This window comes from Pseudomonas sp. AF32, from assembly GCF_022342325.2.
Taxonomy (GTDB): domain Bacteria; phylum Pseudomonadota; class Gammaproteobacteria; order Pseudomonadales; family Pseudomonadaceae; genus Aquipseudomonas; species Aquipseudomonas uvaldensis.
Window position 1 is genome coordinate 213,906 of sequence record NZ_RQJK02000004.1, and the last position, 25,033, is coordinate 238,938.

Consider the following 25,033-nt stretch of genomic DNA (forward strand, 5'->3'; position numbering starts at 1 on the left):
CGTCAGTCAGGGGGCCGCGGTGGTCGTTGACCCCGCGGCGGCATCGCTCGCTAGCTTTGGGAATTCGGTTTGGTCTTGAGCTTGCCCAGCAACTTGTCCAGGGATTTCTGGTTCAGCGCCTTGGCCAGCGGGAAGTCCGATGGCATCAGCGCACCGGCCTGTGGATCGAGGCAGTGCTCGACCAACGTCTGCAAACGTTCCAGCAGGCGAGCGGGCAGGTGGCGGTCGGCGGCAGGCGTGACGCTGTGCCACTCGACACGCAACACGCCGTCCTCCAACCAGGCCACCACTTCCCGGGCGTGGGACACCCGGTTGGCCGGTGCCACGTCCGCTGGCGGGGTCAGGCCGCTGGGGCGCAACCAGCCCTCGGGCGCTTGCTCATGGCCCAGGTAGTTGAACAGCACGTCGCCGTGGCTTGCCGGCAGCTCGCCGCGCTGGCGCAGCAACCCGTAACCCAGGCCCTGGCCCGGCACGGCGCGCAAGGCCTCCTTGGCGTTACGCACCTGATCGCCCGGGGCTCCGCTGGCGTTCACCCGCAGTGGATACAACGTGGTGAACCAGCCGACGGTGCGGCTGACGTCCAGGCCGTCGAACGGCGCATCCCGACCGTGGCGCTCCAGGTCCACCACGATGTCGTTGCGGCTTTCGACCTCGGCCAGCGTCGCGGCGAGGGCGGCGATCAACAGTTCTTCCGGTTGCGTGCGATACGCCGCGTGGGCCTCGGTCAGCCATTGGTGGGTACGGCTGGCATCCCAACGGGCTGACAGTGTCTGCCGTTCGGCCACGGAGGCAACAGGCGCCGGGTTTGCACCCGGCTGGCTGCTCCAGTAGCGCTGTTCGGTCCCGACCTTGGCGGCATGGGCTTGCAAACGCTCCGCCCATTGGCGGTAGGAGGTGGTCTTGGCCGGCAGCGTCGGGTTCTCGCCACGCTCCAGCGCCGGGTACAACTGCTGGAAATCCTCCAGCAACGGCGTCCAGGAGACGGCATCGACCACCAAGTGATGAGCCACCAGGTAGAGGCGTTGCGGTGTGCCTTCCAGCAGCGCCGCGGCAAACAAGGGGCCGTTTTCCAGGTCGAGGCTCTGGGCGACTTCCAGCAGTTGTTCGGGATGCTCGCAGCAGGTCAATTGTGCAGGCGCGACTGGAGCGATCTGTGCTTGCCATTGCCCCTCGACCTGCCTGAAGCGCAAGCGCAGGGCGTCATGGTGGGCCACCAAGCGATCCAATGTGGCCTGCACGACAGGCGCGTCGAGACGGCGGTCGCTGTCGGCCAGCACCGATTGGTTCCAGTGGGCGGCCTGGGGTTGCTGTTGATCGAAGAACCACTGGTGCAACGGCATCAACGGCATCGCGCCGGTCACGTCACCCTGTTCGGCCTGGGTCAGCAGGGCGGTGGTCACCTGGGCCAGTGCCGCCGGGGTCGGCGAGCGGAACAGGTCCCTTGGCGTGAGGGAATAGCCCTGCTCGCGCAGACGGGAGATCAGTTTCAAGCCAAGGATCGAATCTCCGCCCAGGGCGAAGAAGCTGTCCGAGGTGCCGACCTGCTGACCACCGGTCAAGGTTTCGCCGAGCAGCTCGCCGAACAACTGGCAAAGCAGACGCTCCAGGTCATTGCGCGGTGCCGCGTAGTCTTTCTGGGTTTGGGGCAAAGGCAGCGCCGCAAGGGCCTTGCGGTCGATCTTGCCATTGCTGTTCAGGGGCAACGCCGGTACCTGGACCCATACGGAAGGCACCATGTAGGCCGGCAACTGGGCCGCCAACACCGTGTCGAGGTTCGATTGCGCGGCGCGGCTGCTGTAGAACGCCACCAAACGGTTATCGATGACCAGCGTGCAGGCGCCGGTAATCGCCGGCAGGTCCAGCAGGGCCGCGTCGATTTCCCCCAGCTCGATGCGCTGGCCACGCAGCTTCACCTGATGGTCCAGGCGGCCCAGGTATTCGATGTTGCCGTCGGCCAGGAAGCGGCAGCGGTCGCCGGTGCGGTACAGGCGGTCGCCTTCGACGAACGGGCTGGCGAGGAAACGCTCCTCGGTCAGGTCCGGGCGTTTCAAATAGCCACGGGCCACGCCGACACCGCCGATGTACAGCTCGCCGATGCTGCCGATGGGCAGCGGTTGCAGGCTCTCATCGAGGATGTACAGGCGCAGGTTGGCGATGGGCTTGCCAATCGGCACGATGGTATCGTCCACCGAGCAGCGCCAGACCGACACGTCGATGGCCGCTTCGGTCGGACCGTACAGGTTGACCAGGGCCGCCGGGTGTTGGCTCATGAAGCGCCGCACCAGGTCCACCGGCAAGGCTTCGCCACTGGCGAACACCTGGCGCAGGCTGCGGCAGTCCACCAGGCTCGGTTCCTCGACAAAGGCCCGCAGCATGGACGGCACGAAGTGCAGCGTGGTGACCTGTTCCTGCTGGATCAACTGGCTGAGGTAGGCCGGGTCGCGATGGCCGTCCGGGCGGGCCACCACCAGGGTGGCGCCGGTGATCAGCGGCCAGAAGAACTCCCATACCGATACGTCGAAGCTGTACGGAGTCTTTTGCAGAACCCGGTCGTTCGGGCCGATGGGGAACGCGTCCTGCATCCAGTACAGGCGGTTCATCAAGGCGCCGTGTTCGTTCATCACGCCTTTTGGCTGGCCGGTGGAACCCGAGGTGTACAGCACGTAGGCCAGGTCATTGGCCGCGACGCTGATCGGTTCGAACGCCGGCGCCTGGGGCAGGGCGTCGAGGGTCCAGGCCGGGTGCCCGGCGGGCAGGCGCGACAGCCATTGCGCCTGGGTCAGGGTGACCTGTGCGTCGGCGTCCTGGATCAGGAACGCCAGGCGTGCGGCCGGCAGTTCCGGGTCCAGCGGCAGCCACGCGGCACCGGCATGGACGATGCCGAGCAAGGCCACAACCATTTCCACGGAGCGTTCCATGCACACCGGCACGATGCATTCGGCGCCGATGCCGGCGGCGCGCAAGGCACGGGCGACGGCCTGGGCGCGTTGATCCAGCTCCGCATAGCTCAGGCGTTGGCCTTCGAACACCAGCGCCGGGGCGTTGGGGCTCAGGGCCGCCTGTTGGCTCAGGGCCGTGTGCAGGTTGGTCGGGCCGCTGTAGTGACGGTCGGTGGCGTTCCAGCGGTCCAGTTGCGGCTGATCCTGCTGCTGCGGGAACAGCTCGATCAACGTGCGCTCCGGTGTCGCGACGATTGCATCGAGCAATGCGCACCACTGCGCACTCCAGCGCTGCATCGTCGTCTCGTCGAACAATGCCGCCTGGTATTCCAGCGCCAGCGTCATGTCGCTGCCGTCGTCCTGGACTTCCCAGCTCTGTTCGAACTTGGCATCGACCACCGGCAAGGTCTGCTCTTCGACCTCCAGCCCCGGCCATTGGCTGCTGTCCACGCGACCGTAGTTGAGGGAGAACAGCACCTGGAACAGTGGCGTGCGGTTCAGGTCACGATGCTGGGCTACGGTGCTGACCAGCGTAGCGAAAGGCAGGTCGGCGTGGGCCTGGGCCGCGCGCAGGTCGGCTTCGAGGCTGGCAAGCAGTCGCTCGGCCGGCGCACGCTGGTCGACCTCGCTACGGATCACCAGGGTGTTGACCAGGCAGGCCAGCAAGGCCTGGGATTGCGCCTGGTCACGCTGGTCGGCCGGCGTGCCAAGACGAATGTCCCGTTGCCCGCTGTAGCGCGCCAGCAGCGCACTCAAGGCGGTGGCCAGGACCACATAGGTGGTGGTGCCGCGTTGCCGGGCGAACCGGCGGATGGCGTCGGCCCGGTCGGTGCCCAGGCTGACGATCAACTGTCGGGCCCGACGGTCGGCTTCGGCGCCGCGCGGATGGTCGATGGGCAGGTCCAGTTGATAGTTGTCCTGGCCCAGATGGTTTTTCCAGTATTCCAGGCTGGCGTTACGCTGTGCCTGGGTATCCGGGTGCTGTTGCCACAGGGCGAAATCGACGTAATCGATCTCCAGCGGTGTCCAGGCGGGAGCCTGTCCACGCAAGCCGGCGGCATAAGCCTGGGTCAGCTCGTCGATGAGCAGTTGCATGGCCCAGCCATCGGTGGCGCTGTGGTGCAGGCAGACCAGCAGGCGGTTCTCGTCGCTGTCCTGGCGCTGCAACAGGTGCGCGCGCCATGGCGCGGCGGCGGCCAGGTTGAACGGCGCCATCAGTTCGTCCTGTGCCTTGGCACAAGCCGAGGCCCAGTCCTGGGTCGGTACTGAGGTCACCGCGAGCGCCGGGCCCTGCGGATCGATCAGCAACTGTGGCTCGCCCTGGACCTCGACGATCCGGCTGCGCAGCACCAGGTGACGCTGGCTGAGCTGTTCGAACGCCTCGCGCAACGCCTGGACCTGCAGTTCGCCGCGCAACGTCAGGGCGAACGGCATGTGGTATTCGCGGGAGTCGGGCACCAGGCGGCTGAGCATCCAGAACCGGCGCTGGGCCAGGCCCGGCGGCAACCGTTCCGGACGTGGTTGTGGAGTGATGCCATCACCCGGCACTTGTGCCTGTAGATGAGCGGCCAGCGCCGACACCGTCGGTTGGGCGAACACCTGCGTCAATGGCAGGGAAACGCCCAGGCGTTCACGCACCCGGCTGACCAGGCGTGTCGCCAGCAAGGAGTGGCCGCCGAGCTGGAAGAAGTGATCGTCGATGCCAACCTGCGGGCATCCGAGCACTTCGCAGAACAACTCGCAGAGCGCCGCCTCCATGGCATTGCGAGGGGCTGTGTGTGGCTGGTCGCTCTGGCTTTGCGGCAGCGGCGTGGCCGCCAGAGCCTTGCGGTCCAGCTTGCCGTTGCTGTTGAGCGGCAGGCGGTCGAGCTGCACGAAAAGACTCGGCTGCATGTGCGCAGGCAGGCCTTCGCCCAAGGCAGCACGCAGGGTGGCTTCCTCGGCCTCACCGCACCAGAAACTCACCAGGCGCTGGTCCAGCAGCAAGGTCGCGGCGTCGCGAACACCTGCTTGCGCCAGCAGTTCGGCGTCGATTTCCCCCAGCTCGATGCGCTGGCCACGCAGCTTCACCTGATGGTCCAGGCGGCCCAGGTATTCGATGTTGCCGTCGGCCAGGAAGCGGCAGCGGTCGCCGGTGCGGTACAGGCGGTCGCCTTCGACGAACGGGCTGGCGAGGAAACGTTCCTCGGTCAGGTCCGGGCGTTTCAAATAGCCACGGGCCACGCCGACACCGCCGATGTAAAGCTCGCCGATGCTGCCGATGGGCAGCGGTTGCAGGCTCTCATCGAGGATGTACAGGCGCAGGTTGGCGATGGGCTTGCCAATCGGCACGATCACGTCGTTCACCGAGCAGCGCCAGACCGACACGTCGATGGCCGCTTCGGTCGGACCGTACAGGTTGACCAGGGCCGCCGGGTGTTGGCTCATAAAGCGCCGCACCAGGTCCACCGGCAAGGCTTCGCCACTGGCGAACACCTGGCGCAGGCTGCGGCAGTCCACCAGGCTCGGTTCCTCGACAAAGGCCCGCAGCATGGACGGCACGAAGTGCAGCGTGGTGACCTGTTCCTGCTGGATCAACTGGCTGAGGTAGGCCGGGTCGCGGTGGCCGTCCGGGCGGGCCACCACCAGGGTGGCGCCGGTGATCAGCGGCCAGAAGAACTCCCATACCGATACGTCGAAGCTGTACGGAGTCTTTTGCAGAACCCGGTCGTTCGGGCCGATGGGGAACGCGTCCTGCATCCAGTACAGGCGGTTCATCAAGGCGCCGTGTTCGTTCATCACGCCTTTTGGCTGGCCGGTGGAACCCGAGGTGTACAGCACGTAGGCCAGGTCATTGGCCGCGACGCTGATCGGTTCGAACGCCGGGGCCTGGGGCAGGGCGTCGAGGGTCCAGGCCGGGTGCCCGGCGGGCAGGCGCGACAGCCATTGCGCCTGGGTCAGGGTGACCTGTGCGTCGGCGTCCTGGATCAGGAACGCCAGGCGTGCAGCCGGCAGTTCCGGGTCCAGCGGCAGCCACGCGGCACCGGCATGGACGATGCCGAGCAAGGCCACAACCATTTCCACGGAGCGTTCCATGCACACCGGCACGATGCATTCGGCGCCGATGCCGGCGGCGCGCAAGGCACGGGCGACGGCCTGGGCGCGTTGATCCAGCTCGGCATAGCTCAGGCGTTGGCCTTCGAACACCAGCGCCGGGGCGTTGGGGCTCAGGGCCGCCTGTTGGCTCAGGGCGGTGTGCAGGTTGGTCGGGCCGCTGTAGTGGCGGTCGGTGGCGTTCCATTCGACCAGTTGGTGCTGACGCTCAGCCGCCGCCAACGGCGTCCACTCCCCGAGACGGGTCTGTGGGGCTTCGAGCATGGTTTCCAGCAATTGCTGCCACTGCGCCAGCCAGCGCCGAGCCGTGGTTTCACTGAACAGCGCCGCACGATATTCCAGCAACACCGACAGCACTTCGCCGTCGTGCACTTCCCAGTTCAGGTCGTACTTGGTGGCCTGGGCGGTCACCGCACGTTCGCTGACCTGCAATTGCGGCCATTGCTGGCCCGATGCATCGGCGTTCTGCATGGCGAACAGCACTTGGAACAATGGCGTCTGGCCGAGGTTGCGGGCAGGCTTGAGGTGTTCAACGACCTGGTCGAACGGCACGTCCTGATGTTGCTGGGCGTCGAGTACGCGGTTGCGCACCTGGTTCAGCAAGCCTTCGAAATCCAGGCGCGGATCGAGATCGGCGCGCATGACCACGGTGTTGACGAAGCAGCCGATCAAAGGTTGCAGCTCGGCAAATGGCCGCTGGGCCACCGGGCTGCCGATCCGTACGTCGCGCTGATTGGCGTAGCGGCCCAGAAGCAATTGCGCTGCGCTGAGCATCAGCATGTACAGCGTGGCTCCCCGTTGCTGGGCGAACCGCCGCAAGCGCGCCACCAGTTCGGGCGGCAGTTGCAGTTGGACCGCCCCGGCGGCCGGGGCGAGGTGGTCGGGACGGCCTTGCTCGGTTGGCAGGTCCAGCAGGTAATCGCCATCTTCCAGTTGGTTGCGCCAGTAATCCAGTTGCTGGCTGAACAGGCGCTGCTGCGCGGGCTCGCGTTGCCAGAGGGCGTAGTCCGGGTATTGCAGGGCCAGGTCCGGCAGCGCAGCCGCGGTGCCCTGGCAGAGGGCAGTGTAGAAACGGCCCAGCTCATCCAGCAGGTTCTGGCTGGACGCATCGTCGATGGCGCAGTGATGCACGGTAAGCAACAACAGCGACTGGACGCCGCCGCTGCGCTGTAGCAGCGTGGCGCGCACCGGCACGTTCCGAGCGAGATCGAACGGGCGGCCGGTTTCTGCGTGGATCGCATCCTCGGTCAGGTGTTGCCAGACGGCGTCGGAGGCTGGCTCCAGTGCAGTGACCTGCAACGGGATATCCACCTGTGGCTCGACGACCAGCATCAGCTCGCCGTCGGTGTCGCGCACGATGCGACTGCGCAGGATTTCGTGGCGTTGGACCACGCTGTTCAGAGCTGCTTGCAGGGCTTGGGTATCGAGTTCACCGTCCAGTTGCACGGCGCTGACCACGTTGTACTCGCCGCCACCGGTACTCAACTGTTCAAGGAACCACAGGCGCTGCTGTTCGAACGACAACGGCAACCGCGCCGGGCGTGGCGCCGGGGCGAAGGACGGTTGTGCGTCTTGCAGGGGAGCACCCAGCAGTGCGGCCAGCGCTTCGAGGGTCGGGTGCTCGAATACGGCACGCAGCGGTGGCACCGTGGCGAACTGTTGACGCAGGCGGGCGAACAAGGTCGCCGCCAGCAGCGAGTGGCCGCCAAGGTAGAAGAAATGGCTGTCACGGCCGATCTGCGCCGCTGGCACTTTCAGCAACTCGGACCACAGGGCCGCCAGTTGCCGTTCGGCGCCACTGCGTGGCGGGTCCAGTGCATCCGGTGCGGCCTGGATGTCCGGAGCCGGCAAGGCCTTGCGGTTGAGTTTGCCGTTATCGGTCAGCGGAAGCTCATCGAGCACAACGAATGCCGACGGCACCATGTAATCGGGCAGGGTCGCGCCAATGGCTTTGCGCCAGGCGTCGATATCGGCCTGCGCGTCACAGGTGACATAGGCTACCAGGCGCTTGTCGCCGGGGACGTCTTCGCGGGCCAGCACCACGGCCTGGCGCACGCCCGGTTGCGCGCCGATCAGGGTTTCGATTTCTCCCAGTTCGACGCGGAAACCACGAATCTTCACCTGATGGTCCATGCGGCCCAGGTATTCGAGTTGGCCGTCGGGCAGCCAGCGCACCAGATCGCCGGATTTGTACATCCGTGCACCGGGTTGGGATGCGAACGGGTCTTCGATGAAGACCTTGGCGGTCTGCTCGGCGCGGTTGAGATAGCCCAGGGTCACCCCGGCACCGCCAATGTGCAGCTCGCCGGGTACGCCTACCGGCATCGGGTTGAGGAAGGCGTCGAGCACATAGGTGTGCACGTTGGCGATCGGGCGCCCGATGATCGGGCGTTGCGGGAAGTCGTCCACCGCGCAACCGGTGGCGTCCACGGTGCATTCGGTCGGGCCGTAGGTGTTGAAGAAACGGCTGCCGGCGATCGACGGCAGGCGTTGCCACAGCTGCGCGTCCACCGCGTCGCCACCGAACAGCACGAAGCGCGGCAGGTACACCTCGCCACGTCGCACGCCTTCGCTTTCCAGCAAGGCCTTGAGCTGTGCCGGGGTGCACTCGAAGGCTTCCAGGCGAGTCTCGCGGAAGAATTGCGCGAGTGCATCGGGGTCGTAGCGCACGTCTTCCGGCGTCAGGTACAGGCTGTGGCCGTCGAGCAACAGGATCAGCTCGGCCACCGAACTGTCGAAGGCGAAGGAGTAGTTGAAGCTGGTACGCATCGGCTGGTCGGTGTAGCGCCGATACAGGCCATGGATACGCGCCCAGGCCAGGTTGACCACCGAACCCTGGGTGACCAGGGTGCCCTTGGGCTTACCGGTCGAGCCGGAGGTGTACATGATGTAGGCCAGGTCTTGCGGGCCGGAAAGCGGGACCGGGTTATGGTCCGGCTGGTCGGCGAACAGGGCCGCGTCGCTGTCCAGGTGCAGACGTGGCAACCCGGCACCCAATTGTTCCAGCAGCCCTTTTTGACCGAGCAACAGCGCCGGTTGCGCGTCTTCGAGCATATAGGCCAGGCGGTCCGCCGGGTAGGTCGGATCCAGCGGCACATAGGCGCCTCCGGACTTGAGAATCCCCAACAGGCCCACCAGCAACTCCAGCGAGCGCTCGACACACAGCGCCACCGGGCTGTTGGCGACCACGCCACGCCCGCGCAGGTAGTGCGCCACTTGGTTGGCCCGGCGGTTCAGTTCGCCATAGCTCAGGCTGCGTCCTTCAAATGTCAGTGCGTCGCGCTCCGGGGTACGCTCGGCCTGCTGTTCGAACAGCTGGGCGAACGTCAGATCACGCGGCACGTCCATCTCGGTGCGGTTCCACTCGACCACGGTGCGCTGCCATTCGTCCGCCATCAGCAACGGCAACGCCGCCACTGGACGTTGCGGCTCGACGAGCATCTGCTCCAGCAAATGCTCCAGGCGGGCCAGGGTCTGGCGGGCGCTGTCGGCGACGAACAGGTCCAGGGCGAACATCAGTTCCAGCTGGATCGGTGCGTTGGCCGGGCATAGCACGTGCAGGTCCAGGTCGCATTCGGAATGGCGCAGCGGGGTATCCAGCGCCTCGAACTCGAGCCCGGGGAAACGCAACCGCGATTCCATGGCCAGTTGCTGGGCGACCATCACCTGATAAAGCGGCGCATGGCTGAGGCTGCGGGGCAGTTGCAGGCTGTCCACCAATTGCTCGAAGGGCAGGTCCTGGTGTTGCAGACCACTGCGCAGCCGTTCGGCCACCTGTTTGACCAGCGCGGTGAAGTCCGCTTGCGGTTCGAAGTCGGCCCGGATCGCCAGGTTGTTCAGCAAAATACCCAGCAGGCCTTCGGTGCCCGGTTGTTCACGATGGGTGACCGGGGTGCCGACGAGCACGGTGGCGTCGCCGCTCAAGCGGTGCATCAATACTGCAAAGCCGGCGAACAACACGGTGAACGGCGTGGTGCCGAGGCGGCTGGCAAAGGCTTGCACGCGGTCGCTGAGGTCGGCGCTGAGTTCACGCTGGACGATCCCGGCGCGGTAGCTCTGCACCGACGGCCGGGGATGGTCGGTGGGCAGGGCCAACAGTGGGCTGCCTTCGCCGTCGCGACGATCCAGGGTGGTGGTCCAGTAGTCCAGCTGACGCTTGAGTTCGGCGCCTTGCAGATGCTCTCGCTGCCAAAGGGCGAAGTCGGCGTATTGCACGGGCAGTGCGGGCAGCTCGGCGGCGGCACCGTTGCAGCGGGCTTCGTAGCCCAGGGCCAGTTCGCGCAGGGCGATGGTGGCCGACCAGGCATCGGAAACCATGTGGTGCAGGGCAATGCCCAGTACATGTTCATCCGGCGCCAGGCGCAGCAAGCGCGCACGCAGCAGCGGCGGGCAGGCCAGGTCGAAGGGCTGTTCGAAAGTCTCTTGCAGGGCATTGAATTGCGCACCCGCCCGAGCGGTGGCGGTCAGGCCCGACAGGTCTTCGAAGGGCAACGCGATGTCCAGTGTCTGGCTGATGCGCTGGCAGGGTACGCCGTCAACGCTGTCGATGCCGGTGCGCAGGATCTCATGGCGCACCAGCAGGTCGTTCAGGCTGGCATGCAGCGCCTGGACATCGAGTTCACCCTTGAGATGCAGGGCGAACGGGATATTGAACAACGTAGTGCCCGGTGTCAGTTGCTCGATGAACCACAACCGTTGCTGAGAGAACGACAGCGGCAGCAGCGCCGGACGGGGCAGGGGCTTGGGCGCGCTGATAGCCGGTGTTTGCGGTTCGGCGGCCTGGGTCTGGCGGGCTGCGATGGCCACGGCCAGCAAGGCCACGGTGGGGTGTTCGAACAGCACCCGCAATGGCAGGTCGAGTTTGAAATGGCTGCGCAGACGGGCAACGATCTGGGTTGCCAGCAACGAATGTCCCCCCAGGGTGAAGAAGTTGTCTTCCACCCCCACGGTGTCGCGGCCAAGCACTTCGGCCCAGATCTTCGCCACGCTGTTTTCCAGCTCATTGCGTGGTGCGACGCTTTGCCGGGTGTCGCCCTGCCAGTCCAGTTCCCGCGCGGCCAGGGCCTTGCGGTCGACCTTGCCGTTATTGTTCAGCGGCAGTTTGTCCAGGCAGACGAACGCGGCGGGTACCATGTACGGCGGCAGTTGCGCCCGCAGGTGTTCACTCAGGCCGTCGCTGCCCTGGGTCTGGTCATGGGCCGACCAGTAGGCCACCAGCCAGGCTTCGCCGACGGTGTTTTCCCGCAGCAGGACCGCGGCTTCGCGTACGTTTGGATGCTGCGCCAGGCGGTGCTCGATTTCGGTCAGTTCGATCCGGTGTCCACGCAGTTTCACCTGTTGGTCACGACGACCGAGGTATTCGACCACGCCATCGGCGCGCCAGCGTCCCAGGTCACCGGTGCGGTACAGACGCCCTTCGAGCTGGGGATGATCGATGAACGCGTCGGCGGTGCGCTGCGGGTCATGCAGGTAGCCACGACCGACACCGACCCCACCGATGCAGATTTCCCCGGCCACGCCAACGGGGACCGGGCGCAGGCCTTCATCCAGCACATACAAGCGGTTGTTGGCCGTCGGACGGCCGATGGGCATGTGGCTGACGTCGGCGGTCGGCGCTTCGAAAATGGGTTGGAACGCCACGTCGTCGGCGCATTCGGCCGGCCCGTAGGCGTTCATCAAGGCGATGTCGGGAAAGCGCGCGAACCAGTCCCGGGCCACGGTCGGCGGCAAGGCTTCGCCGGTGGGCAATACCCAACGCAGGTCGGGTAACTGCAGGTCGCACGGACACAGCGCAAGCAGAGTGCGCATCAGGCTCGGGACGATTTCCAGCACGCTCAGGCGTTCTTCGGCCAGGACGTGCAGCAGGCGCTGCGGATCGTGGGCGACTTCGTCCGGGAGAATATGCACGGTGGCGCCGAGCACCGGCGCGGCGAGGAACTGCCACACCGAAATGTCGAAGGCCACCGAAGCGGTCTGGGGAATACGGTCCTCGGCGCCGAGCCCCAGGGCCGGCACCTTGCCGAAGATGTTATTGAGCATGCCGCGTTGCTCGATCATCACGCCCTTGGGCGTACCGGTCGAACCCGAGGTGAACAGCACATAGGCCAGGCTGTCCGGGCCCCCGAGGGCCGGCAATGGCGCGTCGTTGCCGGACGCCCAGCAGGTCTCGGCGAACAGGGCCTGCGGTGCCTGGTCGAGGCCGCTTAGCAATTGATCGAGCAGGCCGCTGCAACCTTCGCTGGCCACCAGAATCGGAGCACGGGACAGGCCGAGGATCTCCCGAAGGCGCTCCGGCGGATGATTGACTTCCAACGGCAGCATCGCCGCCCCGGCCTTGAACACGGCCAGCATCATGGTCAACAGCGCCAGGCCCCGCGGAGCCATCAACGCCACCAGCTGGTCCGCGCCGACACCGGCCTCGCGCAAGGCATGGGCCAGACGTGTGGAGCGCTGGTCCAGCTCGGCGTAGGTCAGGGACTGGCCGGCACAGACTGCGGCGACCTGATCACCGCGCTGGGCGACCTGGGCGGCGAACAACTCGGCGTAGCTTTGATCCAGGGGAAACGCGTGAGGGTTGCTCGCCCATTCGCCCAGCAACTGCTGGCGCTCCTGTGAGGCCAGCAGTTCGAAACTGCCCAGCAGCGCGTCGGGTGCGGCCAACATGCTGCGCACTAGGCTGGCGATATGGCCCAGCAGGCGCTGCACGGTGGCGGCGTCAAAGCGTTCGCGGTCGTAGGACACCCGGATACCCAGCTGCTCGCCGGGCAGGATCACCACGGTCAGGCCGTAGTGGGTGTGCACGCTGTGGTCCATGCCTTCAAGGCTGAACTGGAAACCACCCTCGAGGATCTGTTCATCGATGGGCGCGTTTTCGAAGACCAGGATGCTGTCGAACAGTGTTTCGCCGCGAGGGAAATCGCTCCAGCCCTGGATGTCGGTCAGCGGCGTGTGTTCGAAGTCGCGCATGTCGACGTTGAGCCCTTGCAAGGCTTGCAGCCAACTGCCGAGGGTCGCGTCCGGGTCCACTGAAACCCGCAGGGGCAGGGTGTTGATGAACAGGCCGATCATTTCGGCCACACCGGTCAGGTCCGCCGGGCGGCCTGCCACGGTGACGCCGAACACCACGTCCCGCTGTCCGCTGTAGCGCGACAGCAGCAACGACCAGACCCCCTGGAAGAACGTATTCGGGGTGATGCGGCGTTGGCGGCAGAAAGTCGCCAGCGCCTGGGTTTGCTGTTCGTCCAGGTGGATCAGCTGATCGTCCACCAGCACCGCATCGGTGTAGCGGTCGCGTGTCACGCCGTTGTCCACGGTCAGCGGTGTGGGGGCGTTGAGGCCTTGCAACTGGCCGCGCCAGAACTGCTCGGCCTTGCTTGCGTCCTGGCGTTGCAGCCACTGGATGTAGTCGCGAAACGGCCGCGGGCTTTTCAGTTCCGGCGTGCGGTCGTTGCACAACGCTTCATAGGCCTTGAGGAAGTCCACGGTCACCAGGGAAATGCACCACGCATCCATCAGGATGTGGTGGAAACTGCGGATGAACTCATAAGACTCGTCGCCCAGGCGCACCAGACGGAAGCGGATAAGCGGTGGCTTCGACAGGTTGAAGCCGACCTTCTGCTCGTCTTCCAACAGCGTGCGGATCCGTGCTTCCTGCTCATGGGGCGCCAGCCCGCGCAGGTCGAGGGTGTCCAGCGGGACCTTGACTGCCCGATGGATCACCTGCACCGGCTGCTTCTGGCTTTTCCATTGGAAGCTGGCACGCAAGGAAGGGTGCAGCGCCACCACCTGGCGCCAGGATTCGAGGAAGGCCGCTTCATCGATGGCCCCGCCGATGCGGTAGCGATCCTGCATCAGGTAGACGCCGGAATCTTCGTGCAGCAGGGAGTGGAAGAGCATCCCCTGTTGCAACGGCGACAGCGGGTAAATGTCTTCGATTGGATTGTTGATGGTTTTTTCGGTGGTCATTGAAAGCGTCCTGCGTAAATAGGGGCGACGGCGGCACGGCGGCGCAAGGAACCGGTCACAGGTCGGCCTCGTTCAGTTCGGCCATCAGGGCTTGCATTTCCTCATCGGACAGGCCCGAGGCGCTGAACTCGGTACTTATGGCCACGGGCTCGGCGGCGTCGGCGGCCAGCGGTTGCGCAACCTCGGCCATGGCCGCGATGGTCTGGCGTTCGAAGACTTGCTTGGCCGACAACGCAATGCCTTGCTCATGGGCCTGGGCAACCACTTGCAGACTGAGAATCGAGTCACCACCGATGGCGAAGAAGTTGTCGGTGACGCTCACGGTCGACAGCTTCAGGACTTTGGCAACAATGGCTTGCAGGGTCGTTTCCATGGCGTTGCGCGGCGCCACATGAGCGCTGGCGTCGAACTGGTCCGGGTCGGGCAACTGGCGGATGTCGAGCTTGCCATTGGGCGTCCGCGGGAAGGCCGGCAGGGTCAGGACCTGGGCCGGCACCATGTACGAGGGCAGGCGTTCACCGAGGAAGCGTTTGATCGCCTCCGAATCCGGGGCATAGCCGTGAGCGGCCAGGATGTAGGCGAGCAGGCGCTTGCCGGCGGCATGCTCCTGGACGATCACCGCGGCTTCGCGTACGTCGCTGTGGCTGCATAGTTGGCGTTCGATTTCCCCCAGTTCGATGCGATAGCCGCGCACCTTGACCTGATGGTCCTTGCGACCTAGGAACGCCAGGCGCCCGTCCGCCAGCCAGCAGGCGAGGTCGCCGGTGCGGTAGGCGCGGGTGCCGTCGGCCAGGGTGACGAAGGCTTTGGCGGTTTCTTCGGGCTTGTTGCGGTAGCCACGGGCCAGGGTGGGGCCGGCGAGGACGATTTCACCCGGCTCGCCGACACCGCAGGCAATGTCCTGTTCGTTCAGCAGACGCAGGTCCATGCCGGCGATCGGACGCCCGATGCTGACGCTGCGGTTGGGCTCCAGGACTTCGTAGGTGGCCCAGACCGTGGCTTCGGTGGGGCCGTATTCGTTGACCAGGCGGGCTTGTGGCAGGGTCTTGCCGTGTTGCGCGACCAGTGGCGGCGGGCAGGCTTCGCCAGCGACGATCCAGCATGCGAGGCTGTCGGCCCCGCCGCTGCGCTGCAACTGATCGAGCAGGGCCTGATACAACGATGGCAGCGACAGCCCATGGCTGACTTTGTAGTCGGCGATCAGTTGGGCCAGACGGGCCATTTCCAGCTCTTCGCCGGTGGCAGGCAACACCAGGCGTCCGCCCTGGGCCAGGGTCCAGAAAATTCCGGCGACCGAACTGTCGAAGGCATAGGACGACAGTAGCAGATAGGCACGCACCGGCGTCTCATAGGCGGCCATGCGCACCTGGGTCGAAAAGCTCAGGGCGCCGTGGCTGATTTCCACGGCTTTCGGCGCACCGGTGGAACCGGAGGTGTAGATCAGGTAGGCCAGGTCGTTCGCGTCCGGCAGCGGCAAGGCCGGCAGGGGGCTGGCATCCTCTACGGTCAGGTCATCGAGCACGAAACGTTGCAGACTGGCCGGCACGCTGTCGGCCAGTTCGGCGCTGACCACGATATGGTCGATGGCGCTGTCGGCGAGCATGTAGGCCCGTCGGTCGGCCGGGTAAGTCGGGTCGATCGGTACATAGGCGCCACCGGCTTTCAGGACCGCGAGCATGGCGACGATTGCCGCGTTGCCGCGGGCGAACAGAATCCCGACGGGGACTCCGGGGCCGATACCGGCCGCGATCAGTCGATGGGCCAGGTGCGTGGCGCAGGCGTCGAGGCGGCTGTAGGTCAGGTCGCCGTCCTTGTCGCTGAGGGCGATGGCGTCCGGCTTTTGATGAACCTGGCGGGCAATCAATTCCACCAGCGTCAGCGGTTCGACGCTCGGCAGATTCGGTTCGCCGTCCACCACCTGCGACTGGAACGATCCGCCAAGGGGCAGGTGGGCCCAGGCCCGTTGGGGCTGGGCCAGAGCCCCCAGCAGCAGTTGCTGCCATTGCTCGGCCAGGCAGGCGGCGGCCTCGGCGCTGAGCACATGGCGGTCATAGACCAGATGTGCCTGCAAGCGGTCGGGGAGCTGGCGTACGTTCAGGCAGACCTTTGCCGGGGCCATCACTGCCCCGGCAAAACGCTCCCGGGCATCGCCGCAGCGCCAGGCGAAGGCGTAACCGGTGCTCAGGTCGCGGGTGTAATAATCCTGCCAGCCCACGGTTTTTTCGACGGTGGCGCCGATCTGCGTGCTCTGCTCCAGCAGCGTCGCCTGGGCGTCCAGCTCGAGGCTTACGGGCAGGCACTGCTCGAACAAGCCCAAGGCATTTTCCAGTTCCGGGCCACGGCTTTCATGGATCAACGTGAGCGGGACATGTTGTTGGCCCGCCAGACGGCCCAGGACCACGGCCCAGGCCGTCAACGTCAGGTTCGCCGTCAACGCCGGATGCGCGGCAAGACCGGCCGGCAGGGTCAGGTCGTAGCGCTCAGGTGAAAAACCGCCGCTGCTCGCCGACTCGAGTGGCAGTTGCAAGGTGGCCTGTTCGGCGTCGTTCGATGGCTTCCAGAAGCTCACCCCAGGATGATCCGGCTCGTCCTCGACCAGGCTCCAGCGCCATTCGGCATAATCGGCGTACTGCAAGGTGTCGGCCTGCGGCGTGCTGCTGTCCTGCAACAACGCACCGGCCAGCCACTTCAGACTGGCCAGATCGAAGTGGCTGCTCGCAGCCGCCAGGTCCAGCACGCTTTGCTCGCCGGGCAGACGCACCAGGGTGACGAACAAGGGCGTCGTCCAGTCGCGGGCCTGGACGGCCAGTTGTTTCAAGGCGCTGTCCTGGTCGGCAGGGCTGTGTCGTTGCAGATCCAGCAGTTCCACGCTCAGCGAGCCGGTTTCGTCGATGACCTGCACCGGATGGCGCAGGCCCGGCACCGGCATCAGGCGCGTGCGCAGGATTTCATTGCCGGCCACCAGTGCGAGCAGGCGCTCGTTCAGCGCTTCGACATCCAGCGGCAGGGACACCGCCCATTGCAGATGGCAGCTGAGCGCATGCGTGGCAATGCCGTTGATGTGGGGGTATACCGACGCCTGTTGCGGCGAAATACGAAAACCTTGAAGTCCGCTCATGTTCATCTCGACTGAAAAGGGTTTGAATCCGAGGCACCCACACAGCGTCCGGGGCTTGTCGATCGGTCGGTCAAGCCGCCTGGAAGCGGTGGATTTCCCCTTGAATGTCAGACGGCGACGTCGCTCGACAGCAGGGCTTCAGCCATGCCGGTCATGATTGCGCGCTTGCCGGTAAAGGGTTCACGACCGTGGACGGCGAGCATGTTGTCGATGAACAACACGTCGCCCTGTTGCCAGCTGAACCGCACCAGCGAGTCGAGGTAGGCCGCGCGCAGGGACTCCAGCACATGCGGCTCGATCGGTTCGCCGTCGCCATAAAAGGTGTTGGTCGGCAGGTCGAGGTCATTGAAGTTGCTCTGCAGCGAATCGCGGATCGCCGGGGGCAGGGTGCTGATGTGGAAAAAGGTCGCGTGGTTGAACCAGACTTCCTCGCCGGTGCGTGGGTGACGCACCACGGCCGGACCGCGCTGGCGGGTGCGCAGGCGATTGTTTTCCTTCCATTCCACTTCGATGCCGACGCTGGCGCAGTAGGCCTGCACCTCGTTGCGGTCTTCGGACTGGAACACGGTTTGCCACGGCAAGCCAAAACCGTCGCCATAGTTGCGCACGTACAGCACGCCCTTTTCCCGGAACCGCGCTTCGATCTCAGGACTGATCCGGGCCTTCACGGCACGGGTGGAGCCGATCGGGGTTTCCCCGCCAGTCTCGGAAGGCTGCTGGCAGTAGAAGAACAGGCGCAGCGGAAAGCGTGGCGAGTAAGAATGTTCGTTGTGAGGAAAGATCATCTGGTCGGCCGGGTAGTCGGTCGAGGTGTAGATGTTGCCGCCAACCCGGGTACGGGGTGAAGCGCGGAACATGTATTCCAGTGCGCCAGGGGAGAGGGCGGCGATCACCTGGTCGAACTGTTCGACGGAGGAGACGTCGAAGCCGCGAAACAGCAGCGCACCATACTGCAGCAGTTTCTTTTCCAGCGACTCGCGTTCACGCGTGGCCCAGGCAGCCAGGTCCACACCGGTGACCGCCGGTTCGATCACCAGGGGCAGGGCATGCTCCGGACTGAGCAGGCGCTCACTGACCAATTGTTGTTCAGAGACGTTCATGGCTTTACGACGCACGGCGCCCAGGGCGCGTGGCGATGAGGGCAGGGTAGACATAACGGCATCCGACTCGGTTAAAGGGACAATGAGCGACGTTTGGCTTGCATCATCTGGCTGCGACCGGCCAGCGCCTGGGACTGTTGTCGTTCACGCTGAAAGGTCTGGTCCCAGCCATCGATACGCTCGGCCAACGCCGGCAATGGCTCATCCAGCAGGGTGCGGACCTGCTCCAGCAGGCACAGCCACAGGTGTTGCAGTCGCGCGGCGCGGTCCTGATCGAAGTATTCGCCGCGGTACTTGAGCGTCGCATCGAGGCCTTCGGCGCCGTGCACCAGGTCGAGCACGAGATGGAAGTCCCCCGGTGCCTGGGCGACGGCCAGCGCCGACAGCTGCGCGCCGGCGATTTCGGTCGGGGCCACGCGTGACGGTTGGTAGTTGAGTTTCACCTGGAACAACGGCGAATGACCGGGGCGGCGTTGCGGCGAGAGGGCCGAGACCACCAGGTCGAATGGCAGGCCCTGGTGGGCATAGGCCAGTCGTGCATGATCGCGGACACCTTGGAGGAAACCGGCCAGGGTCGCTTCTCCGCGCAGGTCGCAGCGCAGGGTCAACTGGTTGACGAAAAAGCCGATGACATCAGCGTGCTGCGCCAGCGGTCGGCCGCTGACGTCGGTGCCCAGCAAAAACTGCTGCTGGCCGCCCAGTTGCCGCAGGACCAGTTGGTAACTGGCCAACAACAACATGAACAGGGTCATGCCGTGCTCACGAGCCACTACCGCCAGTTGGTCGCAGGTGGCCTGGGGCACGTTGAAACTTACGCTGTGCTCGCCTTGGGTCTTGCCACTGCCGCCCAGGTCCAGGGACTGCGGCATGTCGGCCAGGTGATCGCGCCAGAACGCCTGCTCCGTGGCGATCCGCTGTTCGCTCCAGTGCAAGGCTTCCCATTGCGCGAAGTCCAGGTATTGCACCGGCGGCGTGGTGTCTGCCGATCCGGCCAGTTCCGTCAGCAGCACTTGCGCCGAACGTCCGTCGAACGCGATGTGGTGCAGGGTCAGCAGCAGGTCATGTCGCTGGTCATCGTGACTGAGCAACTGCGCACGCAATACTGGCCCGGCATCCAGAGCCACCGGGGTGGCGTGTTCATGGGCCAGGCAGTCGCGCAAGGCCTGCTGTTGCTGTGTCTCGCTCAGGCTGCGCAAGTCATGATGCACCAACGGTACCGCCGAGGCCGGAAGCACCCGTTGCCGGGGGCCCTCGACGCTGTCACGGTACACCGTGCGCAGCACGCCATGGCGCTGGACGAGCGTGTTCAGTCGCGAGGCCAGTGTCTCGATGTCCAAAGGACCTTGCAGATGCAGATGCAGCACCAGGTTGTGCTGGGTGTCGTTCGGGTTCAGTTGGCGCAGGAACCACAGGCGGCTCTGGGCGAACGACTGGCGTCCCTCCTGAGTGTCACCGTGCTGCATGGCGCTGACGGACGTCGGTGCCGCTGCGCTGAGGAACGCCTGCAAGTCCAGCGCCAACTGTCCAAGGGTTCGTTCACCGAACAGATCCCGGGTGTCGAGGCTCCAGCCCAGGTCCTTGTACAGGCGAGCGGCGAAGTCGGCCACGCCGATGGAATCCAGGCCCTGGCCAACCAGGCTGAGTTCGAGGTCCGCCGGGCAGTAGGGATTGACCTCGCGCAGCGTCTGCGCCAGCCACTGACGGCACGCGTCCGGCGCGAGCCGAGACGCTTCGGTCACCAGGCGCTTGAGGTCCTCCAGATTGACGGTCTCGCCAGGGGAGGCGAGGGTGCCGCCGCTCTGGGCAATGATGCTCAACGTGCCCGCAGTCAGTTGTTTGCGCGCACCCTGACGGGCAATCTTGCCGCTGGTGGTCATGGGGATGGTACCGGCTTCCACCAGCACGATCTGGTCGATCCCACAGTCGGCGGCTTCCCGCACGGCATTCTGCATCGAGGCGAACAGAGCCGGATGGCGCGCCGGGTCGACGAACTTGCGATGGGGTTCGGCAACGATCACCAGCTTCTCGCGGCCCAGTGCCGGGTCCATTTCCGAGAAAGCGGCGATGCGTCCGGTGCGGATGCCCGGCTCGGCATCGGTGATGGCGAATTCGATATCGTGGGGATAGAGATTGCGCCCGTTGAGAATCAGCAGGTCCTTGAGCCGTCCGCAGATCACCACCTGGCCTTCGTGCATGAAGCCCAGGTCGCCGGAGCGCAGGTAGTTTTCCGACGAGCCGACAATGCGTGCCTCAAAGGCTTCGCGAGTGGCCTGGGGATTGTTCCAATAGGATTCGGCGTTGCTCGGGCCCCTGAGCCAGACTTCGCCGATGCGATCGGCGGCGCAGCGCTCGAAGGTCTGCGGGTCGACGATGGCGATGCTGTGCAAGGCCTGGGGGAAGCCGCAGGCGACGAACTCCACGGCGGGGGCATCGGCGGCGGCCAATGCGACGCGGCCGGTTTCGAGCACGGCCTTGTCCAGCCGCAGGACCACCGGCAGTGCATCGGCCGGCGTGGCGCTGACGCACAGGGTGGCTTCGGCCTGACCATAACCGGGGCTGATGGCCAAAGGGTTCAGACCGCAGGCGGCAAAGCGTTCAGCGAAGGCTTCGAGGGTGCCGGGGTGGATCGGTTCGGCGCCGTTGATGGCGTGTTTCCAGGCGCTCAGGTCCAACTGGGCGATCAGGCTGTCGCTGACCACCCGGTTGCACAGCGCGTAGGCGAAGTTCGGGGCGAAACTGGCGGTGGCGCGGTAGCGGCTCAGCGCCTGCAACCAGGTGGAAGGCGCGTTGACGAAGGTCTGGGACGCCATCAGGTAGCACGGCATGCCACTATAGAGCGGCGCGAGCATCCCGCCGATCAAGCCCATGTCGTGGTACAGCGGCAGCCAGTTGACCATGGCGCCGTGCTCATCGAAGCCATAGGCCTGGCGCATCAGTTCGACGTTGGCGATGAGGTTGCGCTGGCGCACCTCGACGCCCTTGGGCGAGCCGGTGGAGCCAGAGGTGTATTGCAGGAAGGCTACGGTCGAGCCGTCGATGGCCGGGCGTTGCCATTGGCTGGCCGCCGGTGTGCCCAACTGCTGGACGGTCAGCACATCGACCCGGCCCTGCACCAGCTCCTGCAAACCTTCGCAATAGTCGGCTGGTGCGAGGATCAAGGCCGGTTCGGCATCCACCACCACATTGCGTACGCGGTCGAGGTGACGTGGCTTGCGCGACGGCGGCGGAAACAGCGGTACGGCAATCAGCCCGGCATATAGACAGGCGCAGAACGCCCGGGCGTAGTCGAGACTGCTGGGCAACATCAACAGCACACGGTCACCCGGCGCGTAGCGCGATTGCAGCGCGGCGGCCAGGGACTGGGCTTGCTCATCCAGCTGGGAAAAGGTCAGGGTTTCGCCGATCTCTACACCGTCCGGCAAAAAGTGCAGGGCAGCACGCTGGGGAAAGTGCCGAGCGTTGGCTTGCAGCACGTCGATCCAATGTTCGAATGAAAACATGTGTCAGTTCACGCCATGGCCACGATGACCTTGCGGTCACCGGTGAAAGGATTGCGACCGTGTGCCACCAGTCGGTTGTCGAGCATCAGGATGTCGCCGGGTTGCCAGGGGAAACTGATGGCGGTCTGGCGATAGACCTCGCGTACGGTGTCGAGCATGTCGTCGGCAATGGCCGAGCCGTCGCCGAAATAGACATGGCGGGGCAGGTATTCTTCACCCACCGCCGCCAGCAGGCTGGCCCGTACACTCGGCTCGATGGCCGAAACATGGAACAGGTGCGCCTGGTTGAACCAGACCCATTCACCGGTATCGGGGTGCTGTTGCACGGCGGCGCAACGCTGGCGGGTGCGCAGATCGCCATCGGCTTTCCATTCCCACTCGATGTCGTTGTCCCGGCAGTAACGTTCCACCTGTGCGCGATCTTCGGTGTTGAAGACCTTCTGCCAGGGCAGATCCAGGGCACCGCTGTAATTGCGCACATAGAGCAGCTCGCGGCTGGCGAACAGTTCACGGATCTCGGCAGGCATGCGCTGGTAGATCAGGCGGCTGTCGGCAATCGGTGTCTCGCCGCCGGTGTCGCTGGCTTTCATGCAGTGGAACCAGATGCGCGAAGGCCAGGGCCGGGTATAGGCCTGCTCGTTGTGCAAGGGGATGAACTGATGGGCCGGGTACTCGGTGGAGCTGTAGACCCCGGCGAAGACTTTGCTGCGTGGCGTGGAACCGAATTCATAGCTGGCCAGCGGCGCGCCAAAGCTGGCGGCGAAGCGCTTGAAGTCGATGGGCGTTGCGACGGTGAAACCGCGGAACAGGACACCGCCCACCGTAGCCAGGGTGTGGGGCACGCTGTCGCGAATCGAGGCATCCAGTTCGTGGATCGACTGCCCGGCAGTCGCTTGCACCACCACGGGGAGCATCCCCGCGTTTCCTTCCGTGGATGCGATCAGGTGTTCGAATGAGGTCATCCTTGTGCTTCCTTTATAGCTTTTTCGACCCATCGCAGACCATGAAAGCAAGGCAGCGGTCTGTGCTGCATGACGGGGCGCTGAATGTATTCAAATCAATACAAGACGGCATAGTAGGTACAAATGAGATAGATTATCAATACTATTTATTTAAATTTTTTTTTGGATTAGACTCCGCTCCGCTGGCGCCAAATGGGCATTCGGCCGGCTCAAAAAACCAAGAACATCTGTTGCAGGGGGCGGGGCGTGAATTTCAAAAAGAATACAATTGCGTTGGCTGTGGGGTCGGCCATTGGCCTGGGCAACGGCGCATGGGCGGCTGAAGAAGTCGATACATCCAAGACGCTGGAAATCGCTCCGATCACGGTCACGGGGGAAAAGATCGACCGTACGCTGGAGCAGACTCAGTCCAGTGTCGTGGTCGTCACCGACAAGAACCTGCGCGAACATGCCGACAAGGACCTGGTGGATGTATTTGCCCGCACGCCAGGCGTCTATAGCCAGGCCGGCAATGAGAACTGGGGCATCCGTGGCGTGCCGGTGTCGGGTTTCGACGACCAGGGCCCGGCGGCCCTCAACGGCGCGGTGTCGGTGTATGTCGACGGTGCCGTACAGCCCAATCGCGCACTGACCCTCAGCCCGGTCCCGCTCTGGGACGCCGAACAGGTCGAGGTATTCCTGGGCCCGCAATCCACCACCCAGGGCCGCAACTCCCTGGCGGGTGCGGTGGTTATCCGGACCAAGAACCCTACCTTCGAACCCAGTTTCTCGGCGCAGACCAACGTGGGTAACTACGGTGAGCACGGCGCGGCCGTTGCGGGCGGCGGGGCCATCGTCGATGACAAGATTGCCGGGCGTATCGCCGTGGATTATTCCGACGGTGACGGCTACATCCGCAACACCACGCTCGATAAAGACGCCAACCCGCATCGCACCAGCAACGCTCGCGGTAAATTGCTGATCCTGCCCAATGACGACACTGACGTCTTGCTGACTTATGCCCATAACGAACATCGCCAGGGGGACCGCTCGACGATGCGCGGCGCCGATGGCAAGCCGAGCTATTACGACATCGGGTCCAATACCGAGGCCTTCGACAACCTCAAGCAAGACACCCTCAGCGCCAAGGTGGATTACCGCCTGAACGATGCCTGGTCGCTGACGAGCATGACTGCCAATACCAGTACGGACTACAGCAACCGTCTGGACTTTGACCAGAATGGTGTGGACAACGAGGTCGTTCTGCGTAAGCAGGACGGCAACCTGTTCAGTCAGGAGCTGCGTCTGAATTACGACTCGGACACGGTGAAGAGTTTCGTCGGTGCCTACTATGGCCACAACACCAACAACTTCCACGACCGGTTGTTGTTCGATGACGTGCTGGTTCGCACCGTCAAAGGTGATACCAAGATTGAAAACAAGGCGGTGTTCGGCGAAGTCAACTGGACCTTCGCGCCACGCTGGACGCTGATCACCGGCCTGCGTTACGACCACGAGACGAACGATACCGACATCGAGGCCGATGGCCGCTTCGTTCCCGAGAAAATCAAAAAATCGTTTGATGCCGTGCTGCCGAAACTCGGCATCGACTACGAACTGGCGACGGACCAGTACCTCGGTTTCATGGTGCAGAAAGGCTATCGCGGCGGCGGCGTCAACCTGCGCTCCGGCAGCGGTCACCAGGCCTATGACCCGGAATACACCACCAACTATGAACTGTCCTATCGCGGCTCGTTCTTCGACAAGACCCTGCGTACCCGTGCCAACCTGTACTACACCGACTGGAAAGATCAGCAGGTCAGCGTGCGGCAGAACGGTAGCAACGTCATTGATATCTACAACGCCGGTCGCAGTGAGATCAAGGGTCTGGAAGTCTTCGTCGAAAAAGACATCACCGAACAGCTGACGCTGAACGTCGGTGGTGCCGTTACCGATAGCAAGTACAAGGACTTCGTTGCTGACAATGGCCAGGATCGAAGCGGTGAATCGTTCCTCTATTCGCCCAAGTACAAGGTGTCGGTCGGTGGCGTCTATCGCTTCGACGACCGCTTCACCTTCGGCACCGATGTCACCTACCAGAGCGCCGCGCCTTCGGAATACGAGTTCGATGCCAACGGCAAGGTGACAGGCGAGCGTCGGAGCGACAACTACGTACTGGTGAACTTCAACACCGAATACAAGGTGACCAAGAACGTTGCCGTGTCGGCCTACGTGAAGAACGCTTTCGACAAGGAGTACATCACCAACAACCGCAACGACGACATCATCGACGTCGGCGCGCCGCGCACGCTGGGCATGGCCCTGCGTTACGACATGTAAACCCATGGGCGCGGGGAGGCAATCTCCCCGCGCCCGG

The 25,033-nt window shown here is 64.7% G+C and carries 6 protein-coding genes; 1 reads left to right on the forward strand and 5 read right to left on the reverse strand.

All coding sequences use genetic code 11. From position 1 onward, the window contains the following. Positions 1-50 precede the first annotated feature (50 nt). The 5 genes from EGM97_RS05875 to EGM97_RS05895 all read right to left on the reverse strand — a co-directional run bounded on the left by EGM97_RS05875 (position 51) and on the right by EGM97_RS05895 (position 22,677). Positions 51-13,997, reverse strand: coding sequence for a non-ribosomal peptide synthase/polyketide synthase (locus EGM97_RS05875; RefSeq protein ID WP_477788782.1), 13,947 nt, complete (start codon positions 13,995-13,997; stop codon positions 51-53). A 55-nt stretch (positions 13,998-14,052) separates the two neighbouring features. After that, on the reverse strand, positions 14,053-17,115 hold the full coding sequence (locus EGM97_RS05880; protein WP_238964254.1) for a non-ribosomal peptide synthetase: 3,063 nt from the start codon (positions 17,113-17,115) through the stop codon (positions 14,053-14,055). A 107-nt stretch (positions 17,116-17,222) separates the two neighbouring features. After that, on the reverse strand, positions 17,223-18,269 hold the full coding sequence (locus tag EGM97_RS05885; protein ID WP_238964255.1) for a TauD/TfdA family dioxygenase: 1,047 nt from the start codon (positions 18,267-18,269) through the stop codon (positions 17,223-17,225). A 17-nt stretch (positions 18,270-18,286) separates the two neighbouring features. Next, positions 18,287-21,715, reverse strand: a complete 3,429-nt coding sequence (locus EGM97_RS05890; RefSeq protein WP_238964256.1) for a condensation domain-containing protein — start codon at positions 21,713-21,715, stop codon at positions 18,287-18,289. Between the two features lie 8 nt (positions 21,716-21,723). Further along, positions 21,724-22,677 carry a TauD/TfdA family dioxygenase gene (locus EGM97_RS05895; RefSeq protein ID WP_238964257.1) on the reverse strand — a complete coding sequence of 318 codons (954 nt, stop codon included), beginning with the start codon at positions 22,675-22,677 and terminating at the stop codon, positions 21,724-21,726. A gap of 246 nt (positions 22,678-22,923) precedes the next feature. Between EGM97_RS05895 and EGM97_RS05900 the strand changes: the two genes are divergently transcribed. Beyond that, entirely contained in the window at positions 22,924-24,996 is a 2,073-nt protein-coding gene (locus EGM97_RS05900) for a TonB-dependent receptor (RefSeq protein WP_238964258.1), read from the forward strand. Positions 24,997-25,033 lie beyond the last annotated feature (37 nt).